17 protein-coding genes are annotated in these 15232 nt (G+C 73.2%); 8 read left to right on the top strand and 9 right to left on the bottom strand.

Going from position 1 to position 15232, the window contains the following annotated elements; genetic code table 11:
- The coding region (locus ACFV4F_RS25790) for an MFS transporter (RefSeq protein WP_380505767.1) at positions 1-343 on the bottom strand (343 nt) is incomplete at its 3' end.
- 223 nt (positions 344-566) lie between these two features.
- Here ACFV4F_RS25790 and ACFV4F_RS25785 point away from each other — a divergent pair.
- Positions 567-1040, top strand: coding sequence for a MarR family winged helix-turn-helix transcriptional regulator (locus ACFV4F_RS25785; protein ID WP_380448455.1), 474 nt, complete (start codon positions 567-569; stop codon positions 1038-1040).
- A gap of 69 nt (positions 1041-1109) precedes the next feature.
- On the opposite strand, the gene ACFV4F_RS25780 is transcribed toward ACFV4F_RS25785, so the two are convergent.
- The gene (locus ACFV4F_RS25780) at positions 1110-1598 is read right to left on the bottom strand and encodes an SRPBCC family protein (protein ID WP_380448456.1); all 489 of its coding nucleotides are present in this window, start codon (positions 1596-1598) and stop codon (positions 1110-1112) included.
- Positions 1595-2035: an ArsR/SmtB family transcription factor gene (locus ACFV4F_RS25775; RefSeq protein WP_380448458.1), complete on the bottom strand. Its 441-nt coding sequence runs from the start codon at positions 2033-2035 to the stop codon at positions 1595-1597. Before ACFV4F_RS25775 ends, ACFV4F_RS25780 begins: the two co-directional genes overlap by 4 nt.
- Positions 2036-2407: 372 nt before the next feature.
- Here ACFV4F_RS25775 and ACFV4F_RS25770 point away from each other — a divergent pair, with 372 nt between their 5' ends.
- From ACFV4F_RS25770 to ACFV4F_RS25755, 4 genes are all read left to right on the top strand, one after another.
- Complete coding sequence (locus ACFV4F_RS25770) at positions 2408-3154, top strand: ScbR family autoregulator-binding transcription factor (protein WP_380505764.1); 747 nt, start codon at positions 2408-2410, stop codon at positions 3152-3154.
- Positions 3155-3548: 394 nt separating this feature from the next.
- A complete protein-coding gene (locus tag ACFV4F_RS25765) occupies positions 3549-4415 on the top strand; it encodes a BTAD domain-containing putative transcriptional regulator (RefSeq protein ID WP_380505761.1) in 867 nt (288 codons plus the stop codon).
- Positions 4416-4500: 85 nt separating this feature from the next.
- Entirely contained in the window at positions 4501-5250 is a 750-nt protein-coding gene (locus ACFV4F_RS25760) for a TetR family transcriptional regulator (RefSeq protein ID WP_380505758.1), read from the top strand.
- 79 nt (positions 5251-5329) lie between these two features.
- A complete protein-coding gene (locus ACFV4F_RS25755) occupies positions 5330-5902 on the top strand; it encodes a DinB family protein (protein WP_380448466.1) in 573 nt (190 codons plus the stop codon).
- 45 nt (positions 5903-5947) lie between these two features.
- Here ACFV4F_RS25755 and ACFV4F_RS25750 read toward each other — a convergent pair whose 3' ends face one another.
- The 4 genes from ACFV4F_RS25750 to ACFV4F_RS25735 form a co-directional block, all read right to left on the bottom strand.
- Positions 5948-6751, bottom strand: a complete 804-nt coding sequence (locus tag ACFV4F_RS25750) for an alpha/beta fold hydrolase (RefSeq protein ID WP_380505755.1) — start codon at positions 6749-6751, stop codon at positions 5948-5950.
- Between the two features lie 45 nt (positions 6752-6796).
- Positions 6797-7177: a MerR family transcriptional regulator gene (locus tag ACFV4F_RS25745; protein WP_380448470.1), complete on the bottom strand. Its 381-nt coding sequence runs from the start codon at positions 7175-7177 to the stop codon at positions 6797-6799.
- A 119-nt stretch (positions 7178-7296) separates the two neighbouring features.
- Complete coding sequence (locus tag ACFV4F_RS25740) at positions 7297-8280, bottom strand: hypothetical protein (RefSeq protein WP_380505752.1); 984 nt, start codon at positions 8278-8280, stop codon at positions 7297-7299.
- Between the two features lie 33 nt (positions 8281-8313).
- Positions 8314-8853, bottom strand: a complete 540-nt coding sequence (locus ACFV4F_RS25735) for a carboxymuconolactone decarboxylase family protein (protein WP_380505749.1) — start codon at positions 8851-8853, stop codon at positions 8314-8316.
- A 153-nt stretch (positions 8854-9006) separates the two neighbouring features.
- Between ACFV4F_RS25735 and ACFV4F_RS25730 the strand changes: the two genes are divergently transcribed.
- Positions 9007-9990 carry a MerR family transcriptional regulator gene (locus ACFV4F_RS25730; protein ID WP_380505746.1) on the top strand — a complete coding sequence of 328 codons (984 nt, stop codon included), beginning with the start codon at positions 9007-9009 and terminating at the stop codon, positions 9988-9990.
- Between the two features lie 108 nt (positions 9991-10098).
- Here ACFV4F_RS25730 and ACFV4F_RS25725 read toward each other — a convergent pair whose 3' ends face one another.
- Both ACFV4F_RS25725 and ACFV4F_RS25720 read right to left on the bottom strand, forming a co-directional pair.
- Positions 10099-10881: a VOC family protein gene (locus ACFV4F_RS25725; protein WP_380449225.1), complete on the bottom strand. Its 783-nt coding sequence runs from the start codon at positions 10879-10881 to the stop codon at positions 10099-10101.
- A gap of 160 nt (positions 10882-11041) precedes the next feature.
- Complete coding sequence (locus ACFV4F_RS25720) at positions 11042-11761, bottom strand: dienelactone hydrolase family protein (RefSeq protein ID WP_380447253.1); 720 nt, start codon at positions 11759-11761, stop codon at positions 11042-11044.
- Positions 11762-12019: 258 nt separating this feature from the next.
- Between ACFV4F_RS25720 and ligA the strand changes: the two genes are divergently transcribed.
- Both ligA and ACFV4F_RS25710 read left to right on the top strand, forming a co-directional pair.
- Entirely contained in the window at positions 12020-14071 is a 2052-nt protein-coding gene (ligA, locus tag ACFV4F_RS25715) for an NAD-dependent DNA ligase LigA (RefSeq protein WP_380505743.1), read from the top strand.
- A gap of 236 nt (positions 14072-14307) precedes the next feature.
- On the top strand, positions 14308-15102 hold the full coding sequence (locus tag ACFV4F_RS25710) for a putative protein N(5)-glutamine methyltransferase (protein WP_380505740.1): 795 nt from the start codon (positions 14308-14310) through the stop codon (positions 15100-15102).
- Positions 15103-15232: the final 130 nt, after the last annotated feature.

The following is a 15232-nucleotide window of genomic DNA, read 5'->3' as shown; positions in this document are numbered from 1 at the left end:
CCACCGAGCCGATCCCGAAGAACGCGCCATGGGCGAGCGAGGCCACGAGGCGGCCCGCGAGCATGACGCCCATGCTCGGGGCGGCGGCGGACAGCAGGTTGCCGGCGACGAAGAGGCCCATGAGGAGCATCAGCATCGTCTTGCGGCCGATCCGGGTGCCGAGCACCGTCATCAGCGGCGCGCCGATGACGACGCCGATCGCGTACCCGGTGACCAGGAGCCCGGCGGTGGGGATGGACGCACCGTAGTCGCCCGCGATCTCGGGCAGCAGGCCCATGATGACGAACTCGGTGGTCCCGATCCCGAAGGCCCCGATGGCCAGGGCGAGGAGTGCGAGAGGCATGGCGCGTCCTCCAGACGAGATTGCTACAGCGCCTTACGAGCCTCGACAATAGTTGCGGACGCGGCATAGGTGCAACTGCAGGCTTTTGCTCGTGGTGACTCTGCTCGTCCGCCCCGCCGCCCCGCCGGCAGGATGCTTGTATAAGCGGGATACATGCCCAGGCCGAAATTTTTGCCGAGGGCTTATCCTTGACACCGTCGAACCCGGAAGGAGACCCGCGCCCATGACCGCCACGGATCCCGCGCTGACCGCCCTCGCCAACGGCTGGGCCGCCCTGTACCTCCTGGCCGGCCGGATCGAGGCGCACATCGAGCGCAGCCTGCAGGCCGGGCACGACCTGAGCGTGCGCGAGTACTCGCTGCTCGACGTGCTCAGCCGCCAGCACGACGACGAGGGCGGCCACCTGCAGATGAAGCAGGTCGCCGACGCGGTCGTCCTCAGTCAGAGCGCGACGACCCGCCTGGTCACCCGCCTGGAGGACCGCGGCCTGCTCTCGCGCTACCTGTGCCCGACCGACCGTCGCGGCATCTACACGAACGTGACCGAGGACGGCCTGAAGCTGCTGGAGGCGGCCCGTCCGACGAACGACGCCGCGCTCCGCGAGGCCCTCGACGAGGCCGCGAAGAACCCCGATCTCGCCCCCCTCGTCAAGGCCGTGGAGGGCGTGAACCCGCTGTCGGCGCTCGCGCGGCGCTGAACGCCCCGTACGACGAAGCGCCCACCGCCATGCAGGCGGTGGGCGCTTCGTCGTATTGGGTGTGGGCGGTCACTCCGAGGCGAGCAGTGCGTCCAGCTTCGCGTAGCCCTCGGTGACGCCCTTCTCCATGCCGCTCGCGAGGATCGCGTCGCGGGCGGCGAAGCTGTCGACCACGGACAGGATCGTGACGCGGGTGCGGCCCTCGCCGGCCGGCTCGAACACGGCGGTGTCCAGCGAGACGCCGTCCGGCACGCCCGTGTACGTGAACGTCTGGACGAGTCGGGTCTCCGGCCGGACCTCGTGGAACGAGCCGTAGAAGGCGGCGATCTCCCGGCCGTCCTGGTGCATGGAGTAGCGGTAGCTCCCGCCGGTGCGGCCGTCCCAGAAGTCGATCTTCGTCTCGTGGTTGTCCGGGCCGAGCCACCGGGCGACCAGCTCGGGCTCGATCCAGGCCCGGAAGACCCGCGCCGGCGGGGCGTCGAACTCGCGGACGATCCGGATGGTGGGCAGTGCCGGGTCCGCCTCGACCCGGGTCTCGCGGCCGGTGGTGGAGGTCATGGCTTCTCTCCTTCGTGTCCTGGGCCTGCTTCGGTCTCTGTGCTGTGCGCGGGGCCTCCGCCTGCCGGCTCGTCGCCTGTCGGGTCGTCGTCGGCGGACCCGTCGTCGGCGGCCTCGTCGGCCATGGCCGCGAGGACGGCGTCCAGGCGGCGGAACCGCTCCTCCGCCTGGCGGCGGTAGCGCTCGATCCAGCTCGTCATCAAGTCGAACACCTGCGGTTCGAGGTGGCACGGCCGCCGCTGCGCGTCCCGGCTGCGGCTGACGAGCCCGGCCTCCTCCAGCACCTTGAGGTGCTTGGAGACGGCCTGCATCGACATCGCGTACGACTCCGCCAGCTCGCCGACGGTCGCATCGCGGACCGAGAGGCGGGCGACGATGTCGCGCCGGGTCGGATCGGCCAGGGCGACGAACGCCCGGGACAACTGGTCGACGGCCACCGGATACCCCTGCTCTTTCTCAACCGATTGGTTGAGGACAACGCTACGCCGGTCCGCCGCCTTCTTCAACCGATCGGTTGAGAAAGATGCCGAGGGCGTCGCCGGAGGGCTTGATCGGGTCTTCCGGAGCCTGGCATGCCACTACAGATACCGATCGTTCGGTTTTGTGTGCGACTGCTCGTGGGGAGTGGCCTTGAGGTGTCGGTGGGCGGCCGGACATCCCGAATTCGCCGAAGGGCGCGGGTGGGTGGGGGAGGAGAAGCACCTGGGGCGATTCCCGGGCAGTGTCCTGTCGCCTTCGGGCCACTCGTCGCTAAGATACGGCGTGTTTGGTTTTGTTTTTCGCGAGAATGTCAGAACGGGGTGGTTCCGGTGGTACGGCAGGAGCGCGCGCTCCGGACGCGTCGGCTGATCCTGGAGGCCGCGGCTTCTGTCTTCGACGAGTTCGGCTACGAGGGAGCGACCATCGGCGAGGTGGTCTCCCGGGCCGGCGTGACGCGCGGCGCGGTCTATTTCCATTTCGCGTCCAAACGCGATCTCGCGCAGGGCGTGGTGGAGGAGCAGTTCGCCCAGGACGAGGTTCCCGAACGCGCCTGCAAACTCCAGGAGTTCGTGGACACCGGGATGGTGGTCGCCCATCTGCTGCCGCGCGACCCGCTGTTGAGCGCCGGTGCCCGGCTCTCCCTCGGCCAGGACGTGTTCGACGAGTTCGGCGGCGGCGCGATCCTCGGGTGGATCTCCCGCTTCGAGATGCTCCTGGTCGCGGCCGGCGAGCGCGGCGAACTGCTGCCGCACGTCACGCCGGCGGACGCGGCATGGCTGCTGACGGCGGCATGGACGGGCGTGCAGATCCAGTCCCAGAAGCTGAGCGGCCGGGCGGACCTGGAGCGCCGGGTGGCCGGGCTGTTCCAGCACGTGATGCCGAGCATCGCGGTGCCGGGCGTGCTCGGGGCGCTGCAGATGGGGCCGGACCGTGGCGCCCGGGTGGTCGCCGAGGTGGCGGCGGCCCGCGCGGCGTCGGAAGGCGACGCCGACGGCAATGGCGGCAGTGGAGGCAACGAAGGCAATGGCGCCGAGGTCGAGGCGCACGCGGTCGGCGGCGCGGTCGCGGTGTCCTGAGGCGGCGCACCGCTCGCGCAGGAACGGGCGGATCGACGGCGGTGCGGGGCCTGTTGGGGCCCGGCACCGCCGTCCGCTTGTGCCCGGGTGCCTGGCCTGTCCGATCCGCCTGGTCCGCGCGCTCCGCCCCGGCCGCTTGGTCCGCCTGGTCCGCCCGTGGGTCCAGGCGTGCGCTCGCGTCCGCGCACCGGCGCACGGCTGGTCCGTTCGCGCCCCCGATTCGAGCAGGCGTACCCCGATTCGCATAAACAAACAGCTCGTTCGGTTTTGTATTGACAAACCGCCCGTCCTGTTTTTGACTGGTCATCGTGGCCCCGGGGTGTCGACCCAGGGGGAGTCGGGTGCCGGCCGCGGCGGATCCGCCGGGGGCGTTCCGTGGATTGGGGTGGTCGTCATGGAGATCCGCGTGCTGGGGGCGTTGGACGTCCGGATGTGCGGAGTGTCGGTGGTGCCGTCCGCGCCGAAGCCGCGGCAGGTGCTCGGGTTACTGGCGCTGCGGGCCGACCAGGTCGTCCCGGCCGGCACGCTGGCCGACGAGCTCTGGTCCGGCCGCCCGCCGCGCAGCGCCCGCACCACCGTGCAGACGTACGTCCTGCAGCTGCGCGAGCTCATCGACCGCGCGATCGCCACGACCGGCGCGGCCACCGCCGGGTTCGCCTGTGCGAAGGACGTCCTCGTGACCTCCCCCGGCGGCTACATGCTCAACAGCGGCGGCGGCCTCACCGACGCCCGCGAGTTCGACCGCCTGGCCGGCCTGGGCTACCGCGCGATGGACGGCGACGACCACAAGCTCGCCGCGAGGATGCTCGACGAGGCGCTGCGCCTCTGGCGCGGCCCGGCCTTCTCGGACGTCCCGGCCGGCGGCCAGCTCGCCGTCGAGGCCAAGCGCCTGGAGGAGACCCGGCTCTGCGCCCTGGACCAGCGCATCGACGCCGACCTGCGGCTCGGCCGCCACCGCGTCCTGCTCGCCGAACTGACCGTCCTGGTCGACCGCTACCGCACCCACGAGAGCCTGCACGGCCAGTACATGCTCGCGCTGCACCGCTCCGGCCGGAGGGGGGAGGCGCTGGAGGTGTACCAACGGCTCCGTGCAACTCTGGTACGGGAATTGGGCATGGAACCGTCAGCGGCGCTGCGGCGGCTGCAGCGCTCGATCCTGGTCTCCGCCCCCGAACGGGCGGAGACCGGCGGCGAACCGGCCGCCGTGGTCCGCCCGGCCGACCGGCCGGGCGCCGCGGCCCGGTTCTCCCGGGTGGGCTGAGGGCCACGGGGGCGGCCCGGGCGGGACTGTTCGGTGCGGTGCGCGTTAACGGAACTGGCTTGCAGCAGTGAGGGGTTGAGGGCACGTGGCGCAGGAGAGGTCGGAGCGGACGCGCGGGCGGCTGGTGGAGGCGGGGGCGGTGCTGTTCGACCGCAGCGGGTACGCGGGGGCCACGCTCGGCGAGATCGCCGGCACGGCCGGGGTGACGAAAGGGGCGCTGTACTTCCACTTCGCGTCGAAGGAGGACCTGGCGCGGGCGGTGCTGGACCAGGCCGAGGGCTCGCTGCGCGGCGCGTGCGCGACGCTGCGCACGGCCTCGTCGCCGCTCCAGGCCCTGATCGACTCGGGGTACTGGCTGGTCGACGCCCTCGGCTCGGACGCGGTGATCCGCGCCGCGTTCCGGCTCGGCCGGGAGGGCGGCGCGTGGCTGGGGGAGGCGGCGGCCCAGGGCCCGGCGGCGGAAGTCCCGACGCAGCCTGGCCCCACGCAGCCCGGTCCGGCGCAGCCCGGCCCCACACAGGCCGGCCCGGCGACGGCAGGCGGGTGCGCGGCCGGGACGCAGGGCTTCCACGGCGTATGGGCGGGCGTGGTCCGGGAGTTGCTGTCCGGTGCGCGCCGCGCGGGCGAACTGCGCGACCGCCCGGGCGGCACCGGCCCGGAGACGCTCGTGGTGACGGCCGCGTGCGGCCTGGAGGTCACGTTCGGCGAGGACTGCTCGCCCGAGGAGCGCGCCCGCCGGGTCGCCGCGCTGTGGGAGTGGCTGCTGCCCTGCCTCGTCCCGCCGGGCGCCGCGGCCCTCTACCGCACGAGGCCGCTGACGGGCGTGCCGGTGTAAGCCGTCGGACCGGCCGGGCAGCAGCGCGTGCGAGGTAATTCGGTGGCGGTTCGTGCGGAGACGGACGAGGATTCGACGCATGACCGACGAACCAGCGCGCTGGACCCGGGCGACCGTCTACCCGGACATGTGGGCCGATCCGGCCGACGACCCGCGGACCCTCGAAGGCCCCAGCCCGGACGGCGAACTGGGCACGCTGCTGGACTACTTGGTGAACTACCGGCTGACCTTGCGGCTCAAGTGCGAGGGCCTGGACGCCGAGCAGCTCGCCCGCCGGTCCGTCCCGCCGTCGACGATGTCACTGCTCGGCCTGGTCCGCCACCTCGCCGAGGTCGAACGGGACTGGCGCAACTGGCTCACCGAGGACGAGCCGCCGTCCCAGCCGCTGCCCAAGCTGTACGGCGGGCGCGACGCGGACTTCGACGGGGCGGTCGCCGACCGGGCCGTCGTGGACGCCGCGTTCCGCGACCTGGAGCGCGAACAGGCCGAGACCGACGCCGCCCTCGCCGAACACCCGGACCTGGGCGCACGCGTGGGCAAGGACCGGGTCTCGATCCGCGAACTGATGGTGCACCGGATCGAGGAGTACGCCCGCCACTGCGGGCACGCCGACCTCCTGCGCGAGTGCGTCGACGGACGCGTCGGCCAGTAGCGACGCCGTCCCCCTCGCCGTCCCGTAGTCCGCCGGCGGGACGGTTCAACCCCGCAGCGGCGCGAGCTCGTCCAGCCACCGCCCGACCAGCTCGCGGACGGCGTCCGCGCTCTCGACCTGCGGGTTGTGCCCGGTGCCGTCCAGCACCGCCGCCGTCATCCGCGGATAGTGGTCGAGCAGCGCGAGCTGGTCGCGCCAGCCGACGAGCGCGTCCTGGCGCGCGGTGACCAGCAGGTGTCGTCCGCCGTGAGCGGGCATGCCGACCTCCGGCCACTCCGGGAGCAGGAAGTCCGCCTCCAGCTCGGCCGCCGCCGTACGGTCGTGGGCGTCCCAGCCGGGTGCGACGTGCCGCCGGTACAGGTCCCAACTGGTCTTTGTGTGACGGGCCATGACGGCGCCGAACACTTGCTGCTCCGAGGTCGAGAGGCCGGCGAGGAACTCCTCGTCGCGCTCGGCCGCCGTCTCCTCGGGCAGGGTCCGGTCCGTGCCCCAGCGGACGACCGGGACGATCAGGGCCGAGCCCAGCACCTGCTCGCCGAACGCCGCCGTCACGGCCCGCGCCAGCTGCCCGCCGAACGACTGCCCGACGACGGCGAACCGCTCCTGCCCGACGAGTTCGCGGATCCGCTCGACGACGGCGTCGGCCACCGCCTTGGCGGAGGTCCTCCCCGGCAGCCGCGGGCTGTTGCCGTGCCCGGGGAGGTCGAGGTAGATCCGCCGCCACCCGGGCCGGTCGGCGAACGCGGGGTCGAGGGGCAGGAGGAGCCGGTGGTCGATCGTGTAGCCGTGGATCAGCACGATCGGGGTGCCGTGGCCGAACTCGGTGTGCCAGATGCGGGCGTCAGTCATGAAAGTCAGTGTGCAACCTTCACATAAGTGTCAAGGTCAAGCGGCTCACGCCGACACGGGATCCAGGGCGGTGGCGCGGACCGCCTCCAGGTACTCCGCGATCGCGTCCCGGTTGCGGGTGAGGCACCGGATCCGGTCGCTCATGCGGTCCCGCTCGTTCTCCAGCGTCGCGATCATGTCCGGCGTCGCGTCCGGGACATGGATGACGCGCGGCTTGTCGAGGCACGGCAGGATCTGCTTGATGATGCGCGTCGGCAGCCCGGCGTCCAGCAGCCCGCGGATCTGGACGACGCGGTCGACGAGGTGCTCGTCGTAGTCCCGGTAGCCGTTCGCCGCACGTTCCGGCGTGATGAGCCCCTGCTGCTCGTAGTAACGCAGGAGCCGCGGGGGAGTCCCGGTCCGGTCGGACAGTTCACCGATACGCATGCGTCGCCCCTCGTGCCGTCCGGCCTTGACAATGACATCGATGTGAGGGTCTGAGGATATCCGCATGCGTCGTCAGACCGTATGCCCGGCAAGGCCTCGGCCGGACGCCGGTCGAGGGCTCAGCTCCAGGGGGAGGGCGGGAACCAGAGGTAGCCGAGCCTGGCCAGCATCCGCACGTCCCAGTAGACGACGGTGAAGACCCCGGCGACCAGGAAGGCCGCCGCGGTCACCACGCTGATCCGGGCGGGCCTGGATGCCAGCACCCGTTGCAGTCGGCCGCCCGTTCCGTAGGCGAGCGCCACGAACAGCACCGCCATGACGGCGATGTTGCCGATCGACTGCAGGAGGAACGCTCCCGCGCCGTAGACCGGGTTGTGAGTGGTGGCGGCGTGCCGGAACAGGTCGCGGAAGAGCGGGTACGGGCGGCCCACCAGGAAGCCGCCGATCATCGCGCCGACGAGAACCAGCGGTGCGTTCGGGAAGCGCCGGGACAGCCCGGCCAGCGGGTCCCGGACCAGGCCGACGGCGGCCAGGCCGAGCACGATCATCACCAGCCCGATCAGGCCGAAGGCCGTCATCGACTGCAGCGCCCGGGGCGTCAGGCCCTTGCTCGCGGCCGTCGAGAACTGCGGCATGTGCGTGCCGACGAGGCCGACCAGCGCGCCGTAGGCGGCCGAGACCGGCGCCATGCCCGCGAAGACCCAGCCCAGCGGCTTGGCGACGTGCAGGAGCCGGTGGCGTAGCGACGGCGACTGCCCGACCAGCGGGCCGACGGCGCCGAAGGCCGCGATGTTGCACGCGGTGAAGGAGCCGGCCAGCCCGGAGACGAAGGCGAACAGGACGCCGGAGACCACCCCGGTGATCGGCGTGCCGTGGGCGTCGTGGCCGAGCAGGGCGTCGGCGGTGCCGAAGCCGATCTGGTCGTCGACCAGGTTCGCGTTCCAGGCGTACGCCAGCAGGAGCCCGCCGAGCGTGCCGAGCAGCACGGTCGGCCAGCGGCGCCGGGGGAAGTCGCCGGTGACGAACAGCGAGGTACGAGTTGGGAGTTGACGTGGGGCGTGGCGGGCCGTGGTGTCCGGCTGGCCCGATGCGTACGTGCTCATGGCGGCGTCTCCTCGTCGGCCGATGCCGGGTGCTCAGTTCCCCCGGCCGTAGCCGGAGCCGACGATCCGCTTCGCGCCCTCGGCGTAGTAGCCCGGGTCCTCGGGGAGGTCGGTGGCCAGGCCGTCGACGTACCGGTTGTACATGCAGAACGCGGCGGCGATCAGCACGGTGTCGTGGATCTCGGTGTCCCCGGCGCCGGCTGCGCGGGCGGCCGCCACCGCCTCGTGCGAGACCGGCCCGACCCGGCCCTGCACCTCGGCCGCGATCCGCAGCAGGGCCCGCATGCGGTCGGTGAGCGGCGCGGTGGTGGGATCGGCCAGGACCGCCTTCACCACGTCATCGCCCTCCTCCAACTGCGCTGCGGCGAAGGCACCGTGGGCCCCGGTGCAGAAGCGGGTGCCGTTGAGGTGCGAGACGTAGGCGGCGACGAGCTCGCGCTCGCCCCGGCTCATCGGGGCCGGCGCGCGCAGCAGCGCGTCGGCGAGCAGTCCCAGCGGGGCGGCGGTGTCCGGGCGCAGCGCCAGCAGGCCGCTGATCCCCGGCAGTCCGTTGTCGATGGCGATGTGCGGCACGGGTGTACTCCTTCGGTCGGGAAGGACGGACGGCGCTCCATCGTCCTGAGCGTCGCGCCGGTCCGCCAACTCCGAGATTGCCCTGGCCCTGGGGCGAGGCGGGCGGACGGTAGCCTTGAGTCTCCAGTGACTGGAGACAGCAGAGTGAGGGCCATGGACGCGACGACCCTCTACTCGATCGGGGAGCTCTCCCGGCGCACCGGCCTGTCCGTGCGGACGATCCGGTTCTACTCCGACTCGGGGATCGTGGCGCCGACCACCCGAAGTCCCGCCGGCTACCGGCGCTACGACCTCGACGCACTGCTCCGCCTGGAACTCGTCCGCACGCTGCGCGAGTTGGGCATCGACCTGCCCGCGATCCGGCGGATCGCGGACCGCGAGCTCCCGATGGCCGAGGTCGCCGCCGCGCACGCCGACGCCATCGACGTGCAGATCCGGGAGCTGCAGCTGCGCCGGAGCGTACTGCGCGTCGTGGCCGGGCGCGGTTCCGACCCCGAGGAGACCAGACTCGTGCACAAGCTCACGCAGTTGTCCGCCGACGAACGGCGGCGGCTGATCGACGACTTCATCGCCGGCACCTTCGGCCCAGCGGACGATGCCTCTGCGGACGGCGTTCCTGCGGGCGGCGTCCCGGCTGAAGCCGCCCCGGCCGCGGCCGCCATGGTCCGGGCCGCGACCCCCGACCTCCCCGAGGAGCCGACCACCGAACAGGTCGCGGCGTGGGTGGAGCTCGCCGAACTGGTCGGCGACGAGGACTTCCGGGCCCGGATGCGCCGGACGCTCCCGCACCAGGCCGGCGGGCGCACGCCCGGCATCGAGCGCGAGGCGGGCGAGGAGCTGACGACGTTCATCCGTCAGAAGGTGGCCGAGGCGACGGAGGCGGGCGTCGACCCGCACGGCGACGGTGCCGCACCCGTCATCGACGAGCTCGTGCGGCGCTACGCCGACGCGTTCGCGCGCACCCCGGACGCGGAGTTCCGGGACTGGCTGGCCCAGCGCTTCGAGGAAGCGCACGATCCGAGGGTGGACCGGTACTGGCGCCTGGTCTGGATCGTCAACGGCTGGCAGGTGGTGCCCGGTCTGACCCCGGTGTACTCCTGGCTCGCCCGGGCCCTGCGGCACCAGGACGGCGCGTAGTCCGGCGTGCGTCCGCCCGCCCGGGAAGGCCCGGGCGGGCGGAGGACTCGGGCAGGTGCGTCCCTACGGCACGCGGTCCTACGGCACGCGGTCCTACGGCACGCGGTCCTACTGCATCGGGGTCGGCGTGATCATCGCGAACGGGGCGCCCTGCGGGTCGGCGACCACCGTCATCCGGCCGGCCATCATGTCGAAGGGCGGGACCAGGACGGTGCCGCCCCGCTTGACCAGGGCGTCGACCGTCGAGTCCGTGTCGTCCACGGCGAAGTACGTCAGCCAGTGCGCGGGCGTGCCGGGCGGGTCGTTGGCGAGCAGCGTGGCCCCGCCGACCGCCCGGCCGCCCACGCGCACCTCCCAGTAGGAGTCCGCGCCGTCCAGCGGCTCGATCTCGATGCCGAAGGCCTCGCCGTAGAAGGCGGTCGCGGCCTGGATGTCGCTGGTGTGCAGCTCGTTCCAGGTGAGCGCGCCGGCCTCGTTGACGACCTGCGCGCCGAAGAACTCGCCCGGCTGCCAGACGCCGAACACCGAGCCCTGGGGGTCGGCGGCGATGAGCATCCGCCCGAGGTTGCCGACGTCCATCACCGGGACCATCAGCGTGCCGCCGGCCGCGACGATCGCGTCCTGGGTGGCCTGGGCGTCCGTGGAGGCCAGGTAGCTGGTCCACACGGTCGGCGGCTCCGGCATGCCCTCCGGGGCCATCGCCGGGCCGATCCCGGCCGCGGCCTTCCCGTTGAGCTCGCAGACCGCGTACCCGCCGAACTCGGCCGGGCCGGGCTGCCCCTGCCAGCCGAGGACGTCGCGGTAGAAGTCGAGCGCGGCCTGCTGGTCCTTCGCCATGAGATCGACCCAGCAGGGGGTGCCGGTCGCGTACGGGGTGGTGACTTCAGGCATGATCGCCCTTTCTCCCTGGGGGATTACCGCCAGCCACCCTTCCGTCGTCGCCCGCCCGCCGCCACCCGACACGCCGCCCCGCGCGGCGACCGGGTGACGGCGGGCGGGCGGGTGACAGCGGCGGCCCGGCCGGCCAGGCCGCCGCCGTCACCTCTCGGTTCTACTTCAGGTGCCGGTCGTAGAACCGGCTCCCGTTCTCCAGCTCGAACCGCGGGGTGCCGACGTGCCCGCCCATGTTGGCGTGCATCGTCTTCTCGGTGCTGCCGAAGGCGTCGAACAGGTCCAGAGCCCGCTGGCGGGGGTTCCCTTCGTCGTCCCACTGGAGCAGGAACAGCAGTGGGATGGTGATCCGCCGCGCCTCCTCGCGCTGGGCCAGGGGCACGTAGCCCCCGGCGAAGAAGCCGGCGGCGGCGATGCGGGGCTCGGTCACCGCGAGCCGGATGCCGACGGCGGTCCAGCCCGAGTAGCCGACCGGTCCGTCGATCCCGGGCAGGGACAGGAGGGCGTCCAGGGTGGCCCGCCACTCCGGGACCGCGTTCTCGACCAGCGGGCCGATGAAGGACTCGAAGATCCCGTCGACCGGCTCGCCGGCCTGCATCGCCCGGCGGAGGTCGGCGCGGGCCCGGTCGTCGGCGGCGGAACGGGGGCGGCCACCGCACCCGGCCGCGTCGATGGTGGCCACCGCGTAGCCCTGCGAAGCGGAGTACCGGGCCCGGGCCACGAGCCGGGGCTCGTTCTTGGGCAGGCCGTTGTTGTGGGCCATGAGGATCAGCGGAGCGGGCGCGGATCCAGGCGTCCACAGGGTGCCGGGGATCTGGCCGAGGGTGAATTCGCGTTCGAGGACGCCGTTGTCGAGGCGCTGCTCGGAGGTGAACTGCATGGTCGTGCCTTTCGGGAGTGCACTGGAACGGCGCTCCCGGACGACCTATCGCCCGACCGTGACCCCGGAGGAGAGCACCCATGTCGAATCTGCGTTCACGGGTACCACCTCCTCGTTCTCTCGCACGGCCTCCGGCAGATTAGCAGCGCTCTCCGCGGTCCGCCAAAGGGTTTTCGCGCGGGCCCGGGGCCCGCCGTCGAGGCGGTCGCGCTCGGCCTCGGCGGGTCGAATGTCAGTGCCACTCGCCATGATGGCGTCATGAAGGACATCGCCTCCACGGCCTCCCCTGTCGCCCTGACCTCGACGGACGCGTACACCGACGCCGTCGCCACCGCCGTGCGGGCCGCCGCCGCGTACTACGCCGACGGCGGCACGCCGCTCGGGGACGACGAGTACGACGCGCTCGTCCGCGCGATCGAGGCGTACGAGCTGGCGCACCCCGACGAGGTGCTGCCCGAGACGCCGACCGGGAAGGTCGCGGGCGGGGCGGCGGTCGGGGACGTGCCGCACAGCGCGCCGATGCTCTCGCTGGACAACGTGTTCTCGGCCGAGGAGCTGGAGTCCTGGGCGGCCGGCCTGGAAAGACGCCTGGGCCGGCCCGTCGCCGCCTGGTGCGTCGAGCCGAAGCTGGACGGCCTCGCCGTGGCCGCCCGGTACCGGGCCGGGCGGCTCGCCCAGGTGCTCACCCGGGGCGACGGCCTCGCCGGCGAGGACATCACGCACGCCGCCGACGCCGTCCTCGGCCTGCCGGCCCGGCTCGCCGAGCCGCTGGACGTCGAGCTGCGCGGTGAAGTCCTGCTCACCCACGAGCAGTTCGAGCAGGCCAACGCCGTCCGCACCGAGCACGGCGCCACGCCCTTCGCCCACCCGCGCAGCGGCGCCGCCGGCACCCTGCGCGCCAAGGACCGTCCGTACCGCGTCGAGCTGACGTTCTTCGCCTACGACGCCCTCGGCCTGCCCGGCCTCGACCACGCCGCCCTCCTCGCCCGGCTCGCCGAGCTCGGCGCGAACACCGCCGCCACCACGGACGCCGCGCCCCGCCGCTGCGCGAGCCAGGCCGAGGCGCAGCAGCGCATCGACGAGATCGCCGCCCTGCGCGCCGCGCTGCCGTTCGGCATCGACGGCGTCGTGGTGAAGGCGGACGCGGTGGCGGACCAGGAGGAGGCCGGTTCGGGCTCGCGCGCGCCGCGCTGGGCGGTGGCCCGCAAGCTCCAGGCGCAGCACAAGGTCACCCGGCTGCTCGCGGTGGAGTGGAACGTCGGTCGCACCGGGATCATCGCGCCGCGCGCCGTCCTCGAACCGGTCGTGATCGACGGTGTCACGGTCACGTACGCGACGCTGCACAACCCGGCGGACATCGAGCGCCGCGGCCTGATGCTCGGCGACCAGGTGTTCGTCTACCGCGCGGGGGACGTGATCCCGCGCGTGGAGGCGCCGCTGGTGGACGAGCGCACCGGCGCCGAGCAGCCGATCGCGTTCCCCGAGGTGTGCCCGCGCTGCGGCGACGCGATCGACACGTCCGAGCAGCGCTGGCGCTGCGTGCGGGGGAGGGGCTGCCAGGCCGTGGCTTCGGTGATCTACGCGGCCGGGCGCGACCAGCTCGACATCGAGGGCCTCGGCGGCACGCGCGCCGTGCAACTGGTGGAGAGCGGCCTCGTCAACGACATCGCCGATCTGTTCACCCTCACGAAGGAGCAGCTGCTCACGCTCGACCGGATGGGCGAGACGAGCGCCGACAACCTGCTCGCCGCCCTGGAGACGGCCCGCGTCCGCCCGCTCAACCGGGTGTTCTGCGCGCTCGGCATCCGCGGCACCGGCCGCACGATGTCCCGCCGCCTGGCCGCGCACTTCGGCAGCATGGCCGCGATCCGGGCCGCCGACGCGGAGGCGCTCGCGGGCGTGGACGGCATCGGGGTGGAGAAGGCCGCCGTCATCGTGGCCGAACTCGCCGACGTCGCACCGCTGCTGGACAAGCTCACGGCCCAGGGCGTGGGCCTGGAGGTCACCGAGCCGACGGCGCCGGCCGCCGCCACCACCGGCGGGGGCGAGGCCCCGGCGGGCCCGCTCGCCGGCGAGGCCGTCGTCGTCACCGGCGCGATGACCGGCGCCCTCGCCGACCTCTCCCGCAACGCGATGAACGAGCTCATCGAGCGCGCCGGCGGCAAGGCCTCGGGCTCGGTGTCCAAGCGCACCACGCTCGTCGTCGCGGGCGACAAGGCCGGCTCCAAGCGCGCGAAGGCCGAGGAGCTCGGCATCCGGATCCTCACCCCGGAGGAGTTCGCGGCCGTGGTCGCCGAGTTCCTGGAGTGACCGAACCGGACCCCGGTTACGCAGAGGTGCGGTAGGGTGACCGACGTCGAACAGGACCGCGATCCAGGGAGGTGAGACCCATTACCGGTACGTCCGAGCGGGTGCTCCCCGGGTCCGGTCGCAGAGACGGCGCGTCGCGCGCATAAGGCGCGGGCGCGTCCCGTCCCACGGCGACAGCCCCGACGGGGCCCTGACGGAGTCGTTCAGCTGTTCTCGATTCCCTCAAGAGGTTCTCCTTGTCGGTCTTCCCTTCCGCAACCCTCCGCTCCTCCGTGGTCTCGCGCCTGCGCACCGCAGGCTGCGTCTTCGCGGAGGACGAGGCGCGGATCCTCCTCAGCGCCGCCGCCACCCCGGCCGAGCTCGCCACGATGGTGCGGGCCCGGGCCGAAGGGCGTCCGCTGGAACACGTCGTCGGCTGGGCCGAGTTCGCGGGCCTGCGGATCGCCGTCGACCCCGGCGTCTTCGTGCCCCGCCGCCGCAGCGAGCACCTCGTCGCCACGGCCACCGCGCTCACCGGCCCCGACGCCGTCGTCGTCGACCTGTGCTGCGGCAGCGGGGCCCTCGGCGCCGGACTCGCGGCCACCACCCGGGGCGGAGTCGAGCTCCACGCCGCCGACGTCGACCCGGCCGCCGTCCGCTGCGCCCGGCGCAACCTCGCCCCGTACGGCGGGCACGTCCACCAGGGCGACCTCTTCGCCGCCCTGCCCGCCGGCCTGCGCGGCCGCGTCGACGTCCTGCTCGCCAACGTCCCGTACGTCCCCACCGCCGACATCGGCCTCCTGCCGCCCGAGGCCCGCCTCCACGAAGCCCTCCCCGCCCTCGACGGCGGCGCCGACGGCCTCGACGTGCTGCGCCGCGTCGCCGCCGACGCCCCGCAGTGGCTCGCCCCCGGCGGCTCGCTCCTCTTCGAGACCAGCGAACGCCAGACCCCGGCCGCCCTCGCCATCGCCAGGGACGCCGGGCTGCGCGCCACCGCCTCCCACCACGAGGACCTGGACGCCACCGTCATCACGGCAACTCGGCGCTGCTGACGGCGGATCGGATGATGGCGGAGTGGGGGGGGGGGGGGGGGGGGCGCGGGGGCGGGCCCCCCCCCCCCCCCCCCCCGGCGCGGGCGTCGAAGGCGGACACCAGAGATCCAGCGAGCGCGCCGCCCGCGCA

This window comes from Kitasatospora sp. NPDC059722 (assembly GCF_042733235.1).
GTDB lineage: Bacteria > Actinomycetota > Actinomycetes > Streptomycetales > Streptomycetaceae > Kitasatospora.
The sequence above is the reverse complement of the archived record's forward strand: the minus strand, read 5'-3'. Positions and strand labels throughout refer to the sequence as shown.

Bases quoted from the DNA above. Each gene is read 5' to 3' on its own strand.
- ACFV4F_RS25765 (WP_380505761.1), top strand. From the start codon at position 3,549: ATGGAGATCCGCGTGCTGGGGGCGTTGGACGTCCGGATGTGCGGAGTG.
- ACFV4F_RS25780 (WP_380448456.1), bottom strand. From the start codon at position 1,598: ATGACCTCCACCACCGGCCGCGAGACCCGGGTCGAGGCGGACCCGGCA.
- ACFV4F_RS25740 (WP_380505752.1), bottom strand. From the start codon at position 8,280: ATGAGCACGTACGCATCGGGCCAGCCGGACACCACGGCCCGCCACGCC.
- ACFV4F_RS25755 (WP_380448466.1), top strand. From the start codon at position 5,330: ATGACCGACGAACCAGCGCGCTGGACCCGGGCGACCGTCTACCCGGAC.
- ACFV4F_RS25750 (WP_380505755.1), bottom strand. From the start codon at position 6,751: ATGACTGACGCCCGCATCTGGCACACCGAGTTCGGCCACGGCACCCCG.
- ACFV4F_RS25725 (WP_380449225.1), bottom strand. From the start codon at position 10,881: ATGCCTGAAGTCACCACCCCGTACGCGACCGGCACCCCCTGCTGGGTC.
- ACFV4F_RS25720 (WP_380447253.1), bottom strand. From the start codon at position 11,761: ATGCAGTTCACCTCCGAGCAGCGCCTCGACAACGGCGTCCTCGAACGC.
- ACFV4F_RS25745 (WP_380448470.1), bottom strand. From the start codon at position 7,177: ATGCGTATCGGTGAACTGTCCGACCGGACCGGGACTCCCCCGCGGCTC.
- ACFV4F_RS25785 (WP_380448455.1), top strand. From the start codon at position 567: ATGACCGCCACGGATCCCGCGCTGACCGCCCTCGCCAACGGCTGGGCC.
- ligA (WP_380505743.1), top strand. From the start codon at position 12,020: ATGAAGGACATCGCCTCCACGGCCTCCCCTGTCGCCCTGACCTCGACG.
- ACFV4F_RS25730 (WP_380505746.1), top strand. From the start codon at position 9,007: ATGGACGCGACGACCCTCTACTCGATCGGGGAGCTCTCCCGGCGCACC.